11 protein-coding genes are annotated in these 17,915 nt (G+C 56.6%); 7 read left to right on the forward strand and 4 right to left on the reverse strand.

Going from position 1 to position 17,915, the window contains the following annotated elements:
- Positions 1–53 precede the first annotated feature (53 nt).
- Both RJP21_RS02300 and RJP21_RS02305 read right to left on the reverse strand, forming a co-directional pair.
- Positions 54–1,667 (reverse strand): response regulator, encoded by a 1,614-nt coding sequence (locus tag RJP21_RS02300; RefSeq protein ID WP_310857923.1) that lies wholly within the window; start codon positions 1,665–1,667, stop codon positions 54–56.
- The gene (locus RJP21_RS02305; RefSeq protein ID WP_310858120.1) at positions 1,664–3,472 is read right to left on the reverse strand and encodes a cache domain-containing sensor histidine kinase; all 1,809 of its coding nucleotides are present in this window, start codon (positions 3,470–3,472) and stop codon (positions 1,664–1,666) included. The genes RJP21_RS02300 and RJP21_RS02305 overlap by 4 nt, the downstream gene beginning before the upstream one ends.
- 151 nt (positions 3,473–3,623) lie before the next feature.
- On the opposite strand from RJP21_RS02305, the gene RJP21_RS02310 reads away from it, so the two are divergent.
- The 7 genes from RJP21_RS02310 to RJP21_RS02340 all read left to right on the forward strand — a co-directional run bounded on the left by RJP21_RS02310 (position 3,624) and on the right by RJP21_RS02340 (position 14,510).
- The gene (locus tag RJP21_RS02310; protein ID WP_160038958.1) at positions 3,624–4,505 is read left to right on the forward strand and encodes a carbohydrate ABC transporter permease; all 882 of its coding nucleotides are present in this window, start codon (positions 3,624–3,626) and stop codon (positions 4,503–4,505) included.
- Positions 4,505–5,341 (forward strand): carbohydrate ABC transporter permease, encoded by an 837-nt coding sequence (locus RJP21_RS02315; protein ID WP_160039805.1) that lies wholly within the window; start codon positions 4,505–4,507, stop codon positions 5,339–5,341. The genes RJP21_RS02310 and RJP21_RS02315 overlap by 1 nt, the downstream gene beginning before the upstream one ends.
- Before the next feature lie 175 nt (positions 5,342–5,516).
- Complete coding sequence (locus tag RJP21_RS02320; protein ID WP_310857924.1) at positions 5,517–6,803, forward strand: ABC transporter substrate-binding protein; 1,287 nt, start codon at positions 5,517–5,519, stop codon at positions 6,801–6,803.
- A gap of 166 nt (positions 6,804–6,969) precedes the next feature.
- Positions 6,970–9,420, forward strand: a complete 2,451-nt coding sequence (locus RJP21_RS02325) for a glycoside hydrolase family 31 protein (RefSeq protein ID WP_310857925.1) — start codon at positions 6,970–6,972, stop codon at positions 9,418–9,420.
- A gap of 250 nt (positions 9,421–9,670) precedes the next feature.
- Complete coding sequence (locus RJP21_RS02330; RefSeq protein WP_310857926.1) at positions 9,671–12,754, forward strand: DEAD/DEAH box helicase; 3,084 nt, start codon at positions 9,671–9,673, stop codon at positions 12,752–12,754.
- Positions 12,755–12,790: 36 nt separating this feature from the next.
- On the forward strand, positions 12,791–13,531 hold the full coding sequence (locus tag RJP21_RS02335) for a hypothetical protein (RefSeq protein WP_310857927.1): 741 nt from the start codon (positions 12,791–12,793) through the stop codon (positions 13,529–13,531).
- 148 nt (positions 13,532–13,679) lie between these two features.
- Entirely contained in the window at positions 13,680–14,510 is an 831-nt protein-coding gene (locus RJP21_RS02340) for a M15 family metallopeptidase (RefSeq protein ID WP_310857928.1), read from the forward strand.
- A 102-nt stretch (positions 14,511–14,612) separates the two neighbouring features.
- Here the strand turns inward: RJP21_RS02340 and RJP21_RS02345 are convergent, their stop codons facing one another.
- Complete coding sequence (locus RJP21_RS02345) at positions 14,613–15,230, reverse strand: GTP pyrophosphokinase (RefSeq protein ID WP_160039803.1); 618 nt, start codon at positions 15,228–15,230, stop codon at positions 14,613–14,615.
- A gap of 410 nt (positions 15,231–15,640) precedes the next feature.
- On the reverse strand, positions 15,641–17,785 hold the full coding sequence (locus RJP21_RS02350; protein ID WP_310857929.1) for an ATP-dependent helicase: 2,145 nt from the start codon (positions 17,783–17,785) through the stop codon (positions 15,641–15,643).
- Between the last annotated feature and the right edge of the window lie 130 nt (positions 17,786–17,915).

The following is a 17,915-nucleotide window of genomic DNA, read 5'->3' on the forward strand; positions in this document are numbered from 1 at the left end:
TAAAAAGGAGGAGAGCGACTCGGTCGCATCTCAAGCAGCACCTTGCCGCCTCGTCAGCGCACCGCTTGCTCCTTCCGGTATTCGTTGGGGGTGCGGCCTTCCTGCTTTTTGAATACTTTGCTGAAATATTTTTCGTCCTGGTATCCGACCATTTCGGCGATTTGGGCAATGCGCAGCTGCGGATTGAGCAGCAGCAGCTTCGCCTTTTCGATGCGTACGCCCGCCAGGAAATCCGAGATGTTGACGCCGAATTCCTGCTTGAAGCGTCTCGAAATGTATTCGCGGCTCAGAAAAAAACGGGCGGCCATATCCTGCAGCGATATATCTTCGGCATAATGGTTCTCCAGATATGCGGCGATATCGTGGATGATGTGGTTCTCCCGGGAGTGCTGCTGCGTCAGGATGCGGCTGGCCGCCGTCAGCCGGCCTTCGTATTGGGTTTTCCAAAGGGGGAAGGAGAGCCTTCCTTGCGGATCGAGCGGGAGCGACCGCGGCAGCTCGAGCAGCACATCCTTTTCCGCGCCGTTCGGGGTTTGATCCGAATTTTGGTCCATCCACTGCTTCAGCATCCAGTCCCATTCGGCATTCCACTGCGCAAGCTGCTCCGGCGTTACCGCACCCAGTTCCCGGACCTGGTTCATCCAGGCGTCCACCGCGGCGCCGATTTTTTCCGCGCTGCCGCTGAGCGCCGCCAGCCGAAAACTCTCCTCGTGCGCGCCAAGCCGCAACGGTTTTGGGGGCTGAGGCACTCCGGCATGCAGCCAGCCCGACGCGTCGGCGGCGTTCCGCTGCCACAGCGCCTGGCGGGCCTCCTGGTAGGACTGGGCAGCACCTTGAGGAAAGGGCAGGCGCGTTCCGGCGCCGATATGCACCTGGCGGCGCAGCGTCAGGTCGATGCCTTTGCGGATGTCCTCCAGCACGGATTGCAGGGGCATCGTCTCGTCCCATAGAAGAAGGACGATTTCCTCGGGGCGTCCCAAATGGTGAAAAGCGATGCCTTTTTGTCCGGATAGCAGCACCTCGTTACAGATGTTGATCAGCGTAAAGTACAGCAGCTCAGGCATCTGCGCGAACTTGTTCAATACCTCCTGATCCAATTGGGCCGTGCTGATGACGGCCGCGCGGCAGAAGGCTGCGTCGCCCGGAAGGCCGAATTCGTCCCGCAGCTGCCGTACAAGGTCCTCTTTGCCGCCATGGCCGCCGATGAGGTCGGTCAGCAGCTTGTCCGCGTAATGCGGCCGCATGCGGTTAAGCTCCATGTTTTGACGCGTGCTGAGACGGTTCTGAAGCGCTTCGGCGCGCGCAGCCTCCACCGCCTTGCCGAGCGCGTCGTTCAGCGCATCCGGATCGACGGGCTTGAGGATATAATCCAGGCCGCCGCTCCGGATCGTATGGCGCACCAGCTCGAAATCGTCGTATCCGCTGATGACGACCGCTTTAACGGAGGGACGGTTCTCCTTGATCCATTCCAGCAGCTTTGTTCCGTCCATTCGCGGCATGCGCATATCGGTCATGACGATTTCGGGGGATTCCTCTGTGATGATCTCTACAGCCGATTGTCCGTCGGAAGCCTCAAGGATGGCGGTGACGCCGTGCCTGTCCCAATCGGCCAGCATTTTTATCGCATCCCTCACATGCTTTTCGTCATCCGCAATCAAAACCTTCATGATTCCTCATTCTCCTTCGTCTGTGTCGCTTTGGTGTGTATTTGCGCAGTGATCCGGACGCCTTGCGGCTCGATGTTTTCGATATGGAGTTCCGATCCGTGCTCGTTGTACAACTGCAGGCGCATCGTTACGTTGTGAAGCCCGATCCCGTACTCGTCGCTCCATTCGGCCTGTGCTCCGCTTTGCTGCCGTTCAAGCTCGGAGGTGAGCCGCTTCAGCAAGTCCGGCGGAATCGATTCCCCGTTATTTTCGATCACAATCGTCAATACGCCGTCCGGGTTCATCCGGCTCATAATGTCAACACGGCCGCGCCCGTCTTTCAGGTTGTCCATCCCGTGTTTGAAAAAGTTCTCGACGAGCGGCTGCAAAATCATTTTCGGCATCGGCACCCCCAGCGTGTCCGGCTCAAGGCGGATCGAAAATTCCAACTGGTCGCCGAACCGCTCCTTTTGCAAATCGAGGTACAACCTCGCGTGCTCGGCTTCTTCCCGAAGCGTCACCAGCGCGTCGCCCTTGTTCATGCTGTACCGCATGATTTTCGCGAGCGAGGAGAGCAGGGCATAGATCCGCGGCACGTTATGATGGAGCGCCAGCGTACCGATCGACTGCAGCGTATTGTACAGAAAATGGGGGTTGATCTGCGCCTGCAGCGCCTTGAGCTGATTGGTCTTATTCGCCAGCTCCAGCTTGTATTCGCGCAAAATGAGATTGTTGATCGTATCCATCATCTGCCTGAACCTGGAAAACATGATGCCCGTTTCGTCGCGGCTGTTCCAATCGATGTCGACGTTCAGCTGACCGGACTGGATCCGGTTCATATAGCTGGTCAAACGTTTGATCGGCTCGGTGATGCGCACCGAGATGAACAGCGTTCCGAAGATGATCACCAGCAGGGCGATGACGGCGATCGCCGTATTGATTTTGGTCAGCTGGGTAGCCCGCTCATATAGCGTGGCGTTCGGGATCCGCTTGACGATCGTCCAGTCGGTGTAAGGCGTCTGCATCTTCTCGTATACATGCATCGCGCCGTTCATTTCAAAGTAGCCGCTGTCGTTTTGGCGGATATGTTCAAGCACGGCTTGATCCTGCAGCTTTTGGCCGATCTGTTCTTCCCTGCCCGAATATATGACGTTTCCGCCCCGGTCGACGATGACAAGCTGCTCGTTCTTTTTATTAAACAGCTGCTCGCAAATAGCCGCAACCGAATCGAGCCTGACGTCGATGGCCAGCACGCCCAGCACCTTTTCCGAAGGGATGTTGGTGATGGTCCGGTGGAAAGTAAACACCCTGCGTTTCGTATACGAGGTCGGCGACGGGGGAAACCCATAGTCATGGCTGTTATGGGTCGGCTCGATCGCGGTCGTGAATTTTTCGTAAGGCACGGTGCTGACATAAGGCACGGGACGAAACTCCCTTTTCGGAAACGTGGCCGGCGTCACGAGCGTCGACTGGTTGGATTGCGAAGCATGCAGGTAGATCCGCTCGATGCCGCCGACCGTGTTTTGAATGTTTTGCAGCAGCGTAAACACCTCGGCGACGGCCCGGTAATCATCCGGGATTTTGCGCAGGTTCCGCAAAAAATTGGCGTCGTTGTACACCACGAGCGATGCTTTGTTGATATTGTCCAAATAATTGCTGACATTCGTTTTTCCCTGGAAAATCAAATGCCGGTTTTCTTCCAGCGCTTGCTCCTTGATGGTTTCCTTCGTATGGATGTACGTGATGCTGATGGACAGCAGGAGCGGGATCGTCGTGGCCAGAAGCATGAACTGGATCAGCCGCGAGCGGATGCTGCGGAACTTGATCGGTTTATCCCCTTCTTTGACGTAATGGCCTGTTTTCGGCATATCAATATTTTCCCCCTAACGGTTCACGATCCTCCGTGTTTTTTGTAAACGCATTCCTGCATACTTGACCTACAGACAGTTAGAGTACTTCGAAAAGGGGAGAATCGGGATGAATCGCAAAAAAACGTCCGGGCTGTTTCAGCAGCTGGTGTTCGTGGGGCCATCCACGCTCTTTTTTACCGTCATTATTGTGATTCCGTTCCTGCTGGGCCTCTATTATTCCTTTACGAGCTGGAATGGGGTATCCGGCGAGGTCGCTTGGGTCGGCATCGACAATTTCAAACAAATATTAACGAAAGATCCCGACTTTGGGAAGGCTTTCTGGTTTACGGTCCGTTTTACGGTCATCGGCATTATTTTAACTAATTTGCTCGGATTTTTCCTGGCGTATTTCCTGACGAAGCCGCTAAAGACGCGCAACGTGCTGCGCACCGTCTTTTTTATGCCGAACGTGATCGGCGGCCTGCTGCTTGGATTTATTTGGCAGTTCATTTTCGTCAAAGGGTTCTCCGCGGTGGGCGATGCCACCGGCTGGCATTTCTTCAACCTGCCCTGGCTCGGCGACGCGACGACCGCGTTTTGGGGCATCGTGATCGTGTTCGTTTGGCAAACCGCGGGTTATTTGATGGTCATCTACATTTCGTCGATCAACAACATTCCGAAGGACATTATCGAAGCGGCGGAAATCGACGGGGCGAGCAGGCTGCAAATTTTGAAAACGGTCATTATGCCGCTTGTCATGCCGGCCGTTACCGTTTGTTTGTTCCTGGCGATCTCCTGGTCGTTCAAAATGTTCGACTTGAACCTGTCCCTCACGAAAGGCGGGCCGTTCCGCTCGACCGAATCGGTGGCGCTGAACATTTACAACGAGGCGTTCCAGAACAACCGTTACGGGCTGGGCACCGCCAAAGCGATCATATTCTTCGTTGTCGTGGCGGTCATTACGAGTCTGCAGGTGAAATTGACGAAATCGAAGGAGGTTGAATCGTGATGGAAGTATCCAAAAAATACCGCTTCGGGACGCTCGCGACCGAAATCGTCATGGTTGTCATCGCGCTGCTCTTTCTGATTCCGTTCTACTTCCTGTTCGTGAACTCGGTCAAAACGTTCGGCGATCTGCTGACCAATGCCGCCAGCTGGCCGAAAAGCTTCGAATGGCACAACTACAGCAAGGCGTGGGACATGACGAATTTTCCGTCGGCCTTCAAAAACTCGCTGATCGTCACCGTATTCAGCAACGCGCTGCTCGCGTTGTTCAGCGCGATGGCGGCGTACCGGATGGTTCGCCACAACAGCCGTTTCAACCGGTTTTTGTTCGCCGTTTTCGTCGCGGCGATGGTCATTCCGTTCCAGTCGATCATGATTCCGCTCGTGAAAGTGATGAGCTCGCTTAGCTTGATGAACAGCATACCGGGATTGATCGTGAGCTACCTGGGTTTCGGCGTGCCGCTTAGCGTATTCCTGTTCCACGGGTTCGTCAAATCGATACCGCTGGAAATCGAGGAGGCCGCGCGGGTGGATGGAACCAATACTTACGGCACTTTTTTCCGGATCGTGCTGCCGCTTTTGAAACCGATGTTCGTTACGGTTATCATTTTAAATACGCTGTGGATCTGGAACGACTATCTGCTTCCGTCCCTGGTGCTGCAAAGCGCGGACCTGCGGACGATACCGATCGCCACGTTTGCGTTTTTCGGCCAGTTCACGAAGCAGTGGGATCTGGCGCTGCCGGCGCTCGTGCTCGGCATCTTGCCGGTCATCGTATTTTTCCTGGCGATGCAAAAATATATCGTCGAAGGCATTACGCAGGGCGCGGTCAAAGGCTGATGCGGGCTGGAACGGGGCGAACCGGACAGGTCAATCCGTTCCCCCTGTTTCGTCAATATCGTAAGTGCTCATCGGTTTTGCCCGACTCTATAATGGAGAAGTAAACGGTTACAAAATAAGCTTTTGGATATGATTCTCGTTTGACATCGGAAAAACGAAAAGGGAGGATTCATTCATGAAAAAACGTTCCAAAATCACGCTCGCTTCGATGCTCGCGCTTTCCGTCGTGCTGGCGGGCTGCGGCTCGAAAACAGACAAAACGGCGAGTGGCGGCAGCGAAGGACAAGGCGGCACAAAAACGATTCATATTTTCCAGTTCAAAGTGGAAATCGCGGAAGCGCTCAATAAGTTGAAGGCCGATTACGAGGCAAGCCATCCGGGCATCAAGCTGGATATCCAAACGGTCGGCGGCGGCTCCGATTACGGCGCGGCGTTGAAGGCGAAATTCGCTTCAGGCGAAGAGCCCGACATTTTTAACGTCGGCGGGTACACCGATTTGAACACTTGGTCGGACAAGCTTGAAGACCTGTCGAATGAAAAATGGGTCGGCGACATGGTGGACGTGTCCAAGGACCAAATAACAAAAGACGGCAAAATTTACGGCATGCCGATGAACTTGGAAGGCTACGGCTTCGTTTACAACAAGGATCTGTTCAAAAAAGCGGGCATCACGGAAATTCCGAAAACGCTGACCGAGCTGGACGCAGCCGCCAAAAAACTGCAGGACGCCGGCATCACGCCGTTCGTCAACGGATACCAGGAAGGCTGGATTTTGGGACAGCATACGCTGAACGTGGCGTTTTCCCATCAGAAGGATCCCGGCGCGTACATCGACGGACTGAACAAAGGCACGGCCAAATTCGCGGGCAACCCGGAAATGGACGGGCTGATGAAGCTGTTTGACCTGACGCTGAAATACGGCAACAAAAACCCGCTGACAACCGATTACAACACGGAAATGACCATGTTCGCGAACGGCCAGGCCGCCATGACGCAGCAGGGCAACTGGACGCAGGTGCAAATCGACGGCATTACGCCGAACATGAGCATCGGCCTCCTGCCGATGCCGATCAGCGATAACGCGGAAGAAAACGACAAGCTGCTCGTCGGCGTGCCGAACAACTGGGTCGTCAACAAAAATTCCAAGGTGAAAGACGACGCGAAGGAATTTTTGAACTGGCTCGTGACGTCCGATCAAGGCAAAAACTACATCACCAAAGAATTTAAGTTCATCCCGGCGTTCAAGAGCATCAATGCCACGGAACAGGATCTCGGCGCGCTGGGCGCGGAAGTGCTGAAATACAGCAAGGAAAACAAGGTGCTGAGCTGGCAGTTCGCCAGATTCCCGGAAGGCGCATGGAATGAATTCGGTTCGAGCATGCAAAGCTATATTGCAGGCAAATCGGATAAAGACCAGCTCCTTGCGGACTTCCAAAAAACTTGGGATAACCTGAAGAAATAAAGAAATGCAGCGGCTTTTGGCCGGTAAACGGAGGCTCCCTTTGATCATTCGAAGGAGCCTCTTTCCATCAAGGATTGGGTATGGGATATGAAAAAATGGGTTGTGCGCGTAATCAGGGCAACCGGATGAACGCAAAATCCCGCAACAAGAAGAAGGAGCGAGAGCAATGGAAGGAAGCGAAGCGATCCGCCCGGACAAATACGGAGCGGCGGGAAATGGCGAGCAGTGGAAGGACGTAGGCAGGTTTCAAAAAAGCGAGCGGCGCGGGGATACGTTTGTTTTGCGGGGGGAGCGCGGCGGCGCGGCCGTATTGTTCCCGGCGGAGGGCATATTCCGCATCAAATTTTTCAGAAAAGGCGAGCCGGACTTATCCGCGACGGTGGCCATCGATCCCGCATTCCGGCAAAAAAGCGAAAGCGGCATCGAGCTGGAGGAAACCGGCGACCGGGTGGTCCTTCGTTCTTCCCTGATCGCGCTTGAGGTCGACAAATCCACGTTTGCGCTTACGGTCCGCGACACGGAGGGCAAGGTTCTCTGCCATCAGAAAAGCCTTGCCTTCCATCCGCGCAGCGGCGTCCATGCGCTTTACGATATGCCGCAGGATTCGCATTTTTACGGCCTCGGGGAGAAATCGAGCTTCCTCGACAAACGCGGCGAACGTTACACGAACTGGAACACGGACGTTTACGCGCCCCACGTGCCGGAAATCGAGGCGTTGTACCAGTCGATTCCGTTCGTGATCCATATGAGCGGCGGAACGAGCTACGGCCTCTTCCTCGACAACCCGGGCCGGACCGAAGTGGATATGAGGACGCATGCCGAATCGTTTGCGATGGGCTGCAGCACCGGGGACTATGATTTGTATTTCATCGCCGGCCCGTCGGTGAAAGACGTCGTGACACGCTACACGTCGCTGACCGGGCGCATCGAGCTGCCGCCGAAATGGGCGCTTGGGTACCATCAGTCCCGCTACAGCTACATGGATCAGGAAGAGGTATTGGAGCTCGCGCGCACCTTCCGCGATAAAAACATCCCGTGCGACGTCATTTATTTGGATATCCATTATATGGACGGATATCGGGTATTTACGTTCGACCCGGTCCGTTTTCCGGATCCTCAGGCGATGATGAAGGAGCTGCGCGATATGGGCATCCGCATCGTGCCGATCGTCGATCCCGGCGTGAAAAAGGATCCGACATACCCCGTGTACCGGGAAGGCGTGCAGCAGGAGCATTTCTGCACCAGGCTCGAAGGCGGCATTTACTTTGACGAGGTATGGCCCGGAACGAGCGCGTTCCCGGATTTCACCGACGACCGGACGTCGAAGTGGTGGGGCGATCTGCATTCCTTTTACACGGAGAACGGGATTGAAGGCATTTGGAACGACATGAACGAACCGGCTGTATTTAATGAAAGCAAAACGATGGACCTCGACGTGATCCACCGGAACAACGGCGATATGAAGACGCATGAGGAGCTGCATAATTTGTACGGTTTGCTCATGTCGAAGGCGACGGCGGAGGGGCTGAAGCGGCAGCTGGACAACCGGCGGCCGTTCGTCCTGACCCGTGCGGGATACGCGGGCATTCAGCGTTACGCGGCGGTGTGGACGGGGGATAACCGCAGCTTCTGGGAGCATATGGCGCTTGCGATGCCGATGGTGCTGAACATGGGATTGTCGGGTTTGCCTTTCGCCGGGCCCGATATCGGCGGCTTCGCCCACCATACGTCGGGACAGCTGCTTGTGCGGTGGACGCAGATGGGCGCGTTTTTCCCGTATTTCCGCAACCATTCCGCGATCGATACGCTCCGTCAGGAGCCTTGGGCGTTCGGCACCGAGACGGAAGAGATCATCCGGAAGTACATCGGTCTCCGTTACCGCTGGCTGCCGCATATTTACAACCTGTTCCAGGAAGCTTCGATGACGGGCATGCCGGTCATTCGTCCGCTCGTGCTGGAATATCCGGACGACCCGAATGTGACGAATCTTTGCGACCAGTTCCTGCTCGGCGATTCGGTGCTGATCGCGCCGGTGTACCGCCCGGATACGGATCACCGTGCCGTTTATTTACCCGAAGGAGCATGGTTTGATTACTGGACGGGCGAAAAGCTGGAAGGGGGACGTTATATTCTCGCCTCCTGCCCGCTCGAGACGATGCCGATGTACGTCAAAGCCGGGTCCGTCGTTCCCGAAGGGGCGCTGACCCAGCATGCGGACGACCAGACGAACGGGAACGTGACGTTCCACATTTACGGGGCCGCAGCCCGGATCGGATTCAAAGCGGAGTACAGCTTATACGAGGATGACGGCGCCACTTATGATTACCGTGACCAAACCTACTCCCGTTTGAACGTGTGCCTTGAAGGCAAAGAGGGAGGCCTCGGGCTGTCGTATGCCTATGCGCATAGAAAATACGAAGCGAACCGGAGCCTGCTGCGGTTTAAGCTTCACCGCCCGGACTTTGCTGTGAAAGAAGTGACGGGACTTGAATCCGTTTCTGCGGAGCAGCTGCAGGAAGGCGCGGAAGGCTGGCATGTGGACGACAACGGCAGCCTGATCATTCAAACGGCCGACCGATCGGCCGGGGCAAGCTGGACCATCGAAACCGCAAAATAATAAAGCAGCGCAAGGCCGAAGCCTGTTTCGCCGGGAATGAACCGGGGAACGGGCTTCGGCTTTTTATGCGATCCGGAAGGGGCCCGTTCGGGGTTCGGGCGAAGCCGCGGGAAATCCGGGGCCCCGATCTGTCGCAGCGCTCCCCGAATGCTATTTTGAGCGATGAAAATGCGATTGAGGTTTTTAAATTCGGCCGTTTTCGTATAAGATGAAGATATTATGTCTAATCAAGGAACGACAGGAGACAACCATGAATCAACCGCTATATGGCGTATGGCTAGGTGACGTGTTTTTTTGTTTTTCGGGAGAAATGTCCGAGCCGAGAGTCGACGCTTGGAGCAAAGTCGTCAAATCGCTTCAGCTTTCGGACGGGGCGAAGCCTTTCAAGCAGGCGGTGCTGCGGCTGGCTGAGCTGCGGTATCCTTCGCCTTCGGCTTCGCAGCGCACGGCCCGGCGCGGGGAGCGGCGGCAGCTGATGGGGAGGACGCTGGAAGGGCTTGCCCTGACGCCGGCGGACGCCTTTCACATGCTGCTCGGATGGGACGAATCCGCCTGCGCGCGCCTTGGCCTTCAGCCGGGAGCGGAGATGGGATACTGGGTCAAGGCGGCGCGTTTTGCGCTGGAGCTGATGCTTCGCGGCCAAATCGCGCCGGGAACGGCCGAGGTATCCGCGGGAGGCTCCCGGCGGCGCGCTGGCGTGCTTGCGCTGACGGGCACCTGGAAGCCGAAGCTGAGCGATCCGGATGACGTTGAACGCTTCAGGCAGCTGGCCGGCGCGATGCCGCCGGTCGGATTGGGCGTGCCCGCGCTTCTTGGAAGCGAACCGCTGACGAAACATGAGGCGGGGGCGGCGGTGCTGCATTCTTTTCTCAGCGCCATGATCCACGCGAGCGTACAGGAGGTCGTGCGGACGGAGGAAGGAAAGCTGTCGCGGCACCAGGCCGATTACCGCCGCGGCACGTCGCCGCTGGCGGAGCTTTGGTGGAACAGTCTGCTGACGGCGAGCCGGACGATTTCCGTTCAGGGAACGACGGAGGAAGTGACGGCCTTGGGCGAGGAAGTGGCCGCTGTGGGCTGCACATCGATCCCCGAGGGCCCGCAGGATGAGGAGCGTTCCCGACACGGCCGGCTGCAGCTCGGATTTCGTTTGACCCCGAACCATACGGAGGAACAGGAACGGTGGAAAGTCACCTTTTGGGCGGAATTCCAGGACGAATTCGGCGCCTGGCTGCCGGTGGCGGCGATTTGGGGATACCGTGAACGCCATATTCACCGGCGGGGAAAAATATACGAGAACGTGCAGGAGCAAATGCTGAACCTTCTCGGAGAAGCGGCCGCGCTGTCTCCCGAGCTGGCGCAAGCGCTTTGCGAGCCCGCGCCTCAGGGAATGGAGCTGTCGAGCGAAGAGATGGTGGCCTTTGTGCGCCATTCGGTGCCCCGGCTGAACGAGGCGGGCATGACCGTGCAAATGCCGTCCAAATGGAGTCGCAAGGGGCGGAGGCGGGTCGGACTGACTTTGAAAATGCAATCCGACGATACGAAACCGGGCCTTCCCGTGATCGGCATGGAGCAGCTTGTCTCTTTCCGCGTTGAAGCGGCGCTTGACGGCTTGACCCTCTCGCGCGAGGAGCTGGCCGAGCTCTCTGAAGCGGCCCTGCCTTACGTCAAATTCCGCGGGGAATGGATCGAGCTTGATCTGAAGGAAATCCGCCAAGTGCTGCGGTATTTGAAAAAACATGACGAAGGCGAAATGGATCTGTCGGAATGGCTCCATTTATCGGCGGAGGATGGCGGGGAACGTTTATGGAAGGGCATCCCGGTCCTTGGGCTGGAAACGACGGGATACCTGGAGTCCTTGCTGGGGGAAGACGGCCCGCGCAAGGTACCGGCAAGGCCGGTGCCGGCCTCGCTTCACGGCGTGCTCCGTCCGTATCAGGAGCGGGGATTTCAATGGCTGTCCGCCATGAGGGATATGGGCTTTGGCGTGTGCCTCGCGGATGATATGGGCCTCGGCAAAACCATACAGGTGATTACCTGCTTGCTGGAGCAGCACCGGAAGGACATGAACCCGGTCCTGATCATATGCCCGACTTCGCTGCTCGGCAACTGGCAGCGCGAGCTGCAGCGGTTTGCACCGGACCTGAACCTGTACATCCATCACGGCAACCGGCGGCTGCATGGCGAACCGTTTCTGGAGGAAGCGGCCAAACACGACCTTGTCCTGACCACCTATCATCTGGCGGGGAGGGACGGAGCCGACCTGGCCGCGATGGCATGGGCTTCCGTCGTTTTGGACGAAGCGCAATATATTAAAAACCATCGCACCAAGCAAGCCCAGAGCGTCATGAAGCTGTCGGCCCCCCACCGGATCGCGATGACGGGCACGCCGGTGGAGAACCGGCTTGGCGAGCTGTGGTCGATTTTTCACTTTTTGAATCCGGGGTATCTCGGTTCCGCGTCTTCGTTCCGGCAGCGTTATACGGCAAGCGAGGCGGGAGCGTCCAAGCTGCAGGAGCTGCACAAACTCGTAGCCCCTTTCATGCTGCGGCGCCTCAAGAGCGACCCGGATATTCGCAAGGATCTGCCTGAGAAGCTGGAGATCAAGTCGTATTGCGCACTTACGCCGGTTCAGGGCGTCATGTACCAGGCGGTCGTCGAGCAGGTGATGGAGAGAATCGGGGAAGAAACCGGCATCGCGCGCAAAGGGCTTGTGCTGTCCTCGCTGACCAAGCTGAAGCAGATTTGCGATTCGCCGCAGCTGCTCGGAAAGGAAGAAAGAGGCGCAAAAGGCGAGTCTTCGGGAAAAATGGAGCGGCTCCTGGAGCTCCTCGACCAGATTCAGGAGTCCGGGGAGGCGGCTTTGATCTTTACGCAATACGTGGAGATGGGGCACTTGATCGTATCGCGCCTGGAACAGCGCTACGGCGTCAAGCCGTCCTTTTTGCACGGGGGCGTCTCCAAGCAGGAGCGGGATCAAATGGTAGAAGCGTTTCAGAACGGGAAGGGTTCGCCGTTTTTCGTGCTTTCGCTTAAAGCCGGAGGCGTCGGCCTGAACCTGACCCGCGCCAACCACGTGCTGCATTACGACCGGTGGTGGAATCCCGCGGTGGAAAACCAGGCGACGGACCGCGTGTTCCGCATCGGCCAGCAGAAAAACGTCCAGGTGCACAAGCTGATCTGCCAAGGCACGCTGGAGGAACGGATCGATGAGCTGATCGAGCATAAAAAGGCGTTGTCCGAGCAGGTCGTCGGCTCCGGGGAAACGTGGCTGACCGAAATGTCCGACAGCGAGCTTCGGGAACTGATTACGCTTCAGGGAGAAGACTGGATGTAACCCGCAAAGTACCAAAAAGCAACCGGGAGGGGTACGATGAACCAAAACATAAAACCGTTCGAGCTGAATATTGTACCCGGCTGGATTCATGCGAAAATCGCACCGGCAGTGACTCCGGGAACGCCCGAAAAGGGCGGACCCTTTGAGGCGCATATCCCGTTTGCGCCGTTTTCCGCGGAGGAAGCCGCGGATATTGTGAAGGAGCTGTCCGGACATCCCTATGAGCTGTACGCTCTGCTGAGAAGCCGGCCCCCTTTATGGCTTGAGGAGGACGTCAAGTCCCGGTATGCGCCGGATTGGGACCGGGCGGAATGCGGCTGCGGCAAGAACGGATGCGGGCATGTCCGTGCGGTCTTGGCAGAAGCGGAGCGGAAGTTTCAGGATGAACCCGTGCTCCGCTTGACCCTGCTTGGGCTGCCAAAGGAGCGGCTGCTGAACGACGTTTTCCGGGATTGGGCCGAGCGGGTGCCGCCGGCTGCCGAGTCCGACGACAGCGAAGCTTTAGGCAAGCTGGAGGAAAAAGGGAAAGCGGGCCCGTCGGCAGGGGAATGGCTGGCGGAGGCCGCGGAACAGGGGAAGCTTCATGAACCGGGCGCGGAATACCATGATGTAAAGGTTCATTTGCAGGCCGAACCTACGGGAGAGCTGCAGATCGACGATTGGGCGGCGCTGCTGCCGGGGGTGAAAAACGCGGAGCAGATCGTCCGCCGGATCACGACCGAAACGGCCGAAAAAGCGCGGGAGCGCTTAAGCCTCATCAAGGATTCGGCCCGATGAAGCCAAAAGGGTTGCACGCCTGCTTGCCGAGTTATACAACCAAGCCCCATGGCCATTTGCAGCATAATTCGACTTCTTTTGCCGCATCGACAAGAATCAAGTACAATGGACATAAATGAACTGGTGAGGCAGAGTTAGGAGAATGGACATGAGCAAGCATACGTGGAAAAAGGGATTGTGGACTTGCCTGCTGGTGACCGCGCTTGCGCTTTCGACGGCCGCGCTGAGCGGCTGCCAGAAGACGGGCGGGTCCGGCGGCGAACAGGGACAAGCCCTGAAAGGAGCAGGCAACAGCGACAAGGAAAACCAGGTTCCGGCAGATCCCGTCATGCTGAAGCGCAGCGAGAGCTCGCTGCAGACGACGATTAAGGAAGTGGACGGAAAAGAAGTGGTCACGAATCCGGAGGCGATGACGGTCATTGTCAACAAGCAGCGAAGCTTGCCGGACGGCTATGAACCGACGGATCTCGTGGAACCGAACGTTCCGTTTTCCTTTGACGGACCGCATGAGAAACGCCATTTGCGCAAGGAAGCGGCGGAAGCCCTCGAGAATCTGTTTGCCGGGGCGAAAGAGGACGGCATCGAGCTGCGCGCGGTATCGGGGTACCGTTCCTACAAGCGGCAAAAGGCCATTTACGAAAACAACGTTCGGACCAAAGGCGAAGCCTACGCTTCGAGCGTAAGCGCCGTCCCGGGAACAAGCGAGCATCAGACCGGCTTGTCGATCGACGTATCCAGCCCGAGCGTCAACAATGATCTGGAAGAGAACTTCGGCGATTCCCGGGAAGGAAAATGGCTTGCCGAGCATGCGCCAGACTACGGCTTCGTAGTCCGGTATCCGAAAGGACGCGACGACATTACCGGTTACGTGTACGAACCGTGGCACATCCGCTATATCGGCGTGGATCTCGCTAAAGATGTGGCCCAAAGCGGCATGACGCTGGAAGAGTATTTTGACGAGGCGAATATTAAGTTGTAGGAAAAGGATCTGCTTAGAGGAAATTTTCTCATATCTAAAAAAAGGACGGACAGGCTTTAGGGCCAGATCCGTCCTTTTTTTAATGAGCATTCGGCAATGCGCCTACTCCTCCTGAACCTCCTGCAATTCCTGCGGATAATACTCTCCGGCGGAAGCCAGGATTTCGTCGCGCAAACGGAGCATTTGATGGTCCAGCTTGTCGGCGGCCACGGCGGCTTCCTTCAATTCGCTGACCACATGTTTTGGCACTTGTTTGTCGTATTTGTAGAAAATGATATGCTCCATGCTGGCCCAGAAATCCATCGCAAGCGTGCGCATTTGGATTTCGACCTTCATCCAGCGCGTGCCTTCGAACAAGATGAGCGGGACTTCGACGATGACATGGAGGCTCTGGTAACCGTTAGGTTTTGGATTGGCGATGTAATCCTTGATCTCGATAATGCGGATATCGTCCCGGTGGGCAAAATGGTCCAGCAGACGATAAATATCTTGCACAAAAGCGCAAACGATCCGCATGCCGGCAATATCATGGATGTGGGTCAAAATATTGTTCAGCGTAAAATCGATGCCCTTGCGCTCCAGCTTATTGATAATGCTTTTGGGTTCCTTGATCCGGACCTTAATATGCTCAATGGGGCTGTAGCCGTCTTGAAGCTTCAGCTCCGTCTTGATGAGTTTGATTTTATTCTGGAGCTCCTCCAGGGCAAGCTTATAAAGCATCGGAAGCCTTTTCCATTCATTGAACTGGTTCAGCAAATTGTTCTCGATATCAAGCTTTTCCAAATCCTTCAGGGTGACAGAGCCCACTGCAAGCTGATGATTCGATTCTTCTTTCAATGGTCGGTTCTCCTATATCTGCTTTTTTTGTGTACTGCTCGACCGGATGAATTTCCGGTTCCACACTTCTTATTTTACCTGAAAAGTGGGAGCCATGGCAAAAGCGTCATATGTCCTTTTCGCAAAAAAAAGTTGGCTTGTTTTGCAATTTACAAAATGAAACCCTTAAGCATTCCCGATCGCATGGGAGCTTAAGGGTCTTTTTTAAAGCCGAGATTTCATTAGAGCGCCCGGGCCCAATGATATAAATTTTGTCTCAACCGTGGTACATAAGTATGCCGTTCAAGGATGCCTTAACGGGTCCGCTGCCTGGAAGCGGCGGCAGGGCGCGAAGAAGCGGCAGGCGATTCTTTGGAACGGTTGTGTTTGATGCCGTAAGCCTCCAGCAAAAAGCGCGAAGGGGCGGCAGGCTTGCTATGGTAATACGCCGGGGAGCTGATATATAGCCGCTCTTTGGCCCGCGTCACGGCGACGTAAGCGAGCCTCCGCTCCTCTTCGAGGGCGGCTTCATAGATTTGTTCCTCGGCCTCATCGGGGCGGGCGGCTTTCATTTCCTCCGGCGGCTTCTCTTTTAAAGCCGTACTGTGCGGGAGAATGCCCTCGCTTGCTCCGATCAGGTAGACGTACGGAAACTCAAGCCCTTTTGCCCGGTGGATGGTCATCAGCTGAACGGCGTCGCCTTCGTTTTTGTCCTTGAGCGCCTCCATTTGCGCATGGCGCAGGGAAAGCTCGTCCGCATAGGCGACAAACCGTTCGACCGTATCGAAACGCGCCGCGGCGCTTTCGAGTTCCTCCAGCGAATCGAGAACCATGTCCCTATATTGCGTATATACAAGAGGATCGCCCGCCTGCACGTATTTATCGTAAAAAAGTCGGCGCATCTCCTGCAGCGCGTAGGCCGGCTTCATCGCTTTGAGCGATTTGATCAGCTTGATCCTCTCTTTGACGGCGGCCTGCTGAAACGGCTGAAGCCGGCTCCAACGGGTTAAATGGATGAGAGGGTATTTCTTCCGGGTTTCCCGTTCCTGCGCCAGGATGAAGGCATGGCCTTCTTCTTTCGGCACATAAAGCGGACCGAGCGCGCCCGGCAAAGACTCCATTCTGCGCGGGTTCAAGCTGAGCCGCAAATGATCCATCAGCGGTTTGATCAAAGGCTGGTCGTAAAAGACGGCTTGGCTGCCATACTGAACGAACGGGATGCCGCGCATGAGCAGCTGCTCGAGAACGGAACGGCTGCTGCCCGCGGTCCGGTGCAAAATGGCGATGTCCCTGTAAGCGGCGTTTCCGTTTCGGACCTGCTGCGTGATATGATCGACAACCCATGCAGCCTCCTCTTCGGGATGCGACGGCTGGATATATTGCGGCATCCGCCCGGAGGGACCGGCCGCTTTCAGCTCTTTGGGGCGGCGCATCCGGTTATGGCGGACGATCGCGCCGCCGAGTCCCAAAATCCGGCTGTCGCTCCGGTAATTGATGTCGAGCGTCACGATTTTGCTTTCGGGATACAGCTTGTCGAATTCCAAGATAGATTCTTGCCGTGCCCCGTTAAACGTATAGATGGTCTGGTCGTCATCGCCGACCACGGCCAGGTTGCGATGCGCCGCGGCAAGATATTGCACCAGCTCGTATTGGATGGCGTTCGTATCCTGGAACTCGTCGACCATGAGCCAGGCATACCGGTTCTGCAGCCGCTTCAGAAACAGGCGGTCATCCAATCGCCGCCGAAACTGCAGCAGGATGTCGTCGAAATCCCATAAGTTCCTCTCCTGCTTCCAGGCTTCATAGGCCAGCAAAATCTTCCTGACGGCGGCCTCGTCGTCCGTATGATCCGGAAGCTCGTCCGCGCTTTTGCCCTGCATCTTCCATGCGGACAAAGCGGCAAGGAGCGTTTCCGGCTGGTAGGTTTGCGAGGGATCGAGCCTGCGCAGAATCATTTTCATGATCGTGTGCTGCGCCCCGAATTCGCCCAGGATTTGCTGCTTGAATCCGTTCCGGCGCAGCATCAGGAGCGCGAACGAATGAAACGTGCGAGCCTCGACCGCATGGGCTGCCGCGGGACTGACGCCCGGCATCCGGGCGATGCGCTGCTTGATCTCGCTCGCAGCCTTGCTCGTGAACGTCACGAGCAAAATGCCGGAGGCCGGGATGCGGCGAACCGCAAGCAGATAAGCGGTGCGCGCCGCGAGCACGGTCGTTTTGCCGCAGCCTGCACCGGCCAGAATCAGCATCGGGCCTTCGCCGTGCCGGACCGCTTTGATCTGCGGAGCATTCAGCAGGATGCCGTTATTCTCCAACTCGCGGAAGAAGAAGGCATCCGGTTCATGATTTTTGACCAGCTCCCGGCTGGTCCGCGTAGGTGCGGGGTTGGCCTGCGGAGGCGCGGCTGATGCCGGCACTTGGGCTGGAACGCCTGTCGGCGCCAGCTGCGTGTTTACCATGGCTGCATCCTCCTTATGTCTGAAAAATATGAGTCATCGGTTGCTTTATTTAGCAGTGTCACAATAAATTTGGTATGATATAAACACCCTAACCGCATGCAGTCCATTATAACCCGAGCGGCGGCGGGCA

Source organism: Paenibacillus sp. VCA1 (genome assembly GCF_031583795.1).
Classification (GTDB): Bacteria; Bacillota; Bacilli; order Paenibacillales; family Paenibacillaceae; genus Paenibacillus_AQ; species Paenibacillus_AQ albilobatus.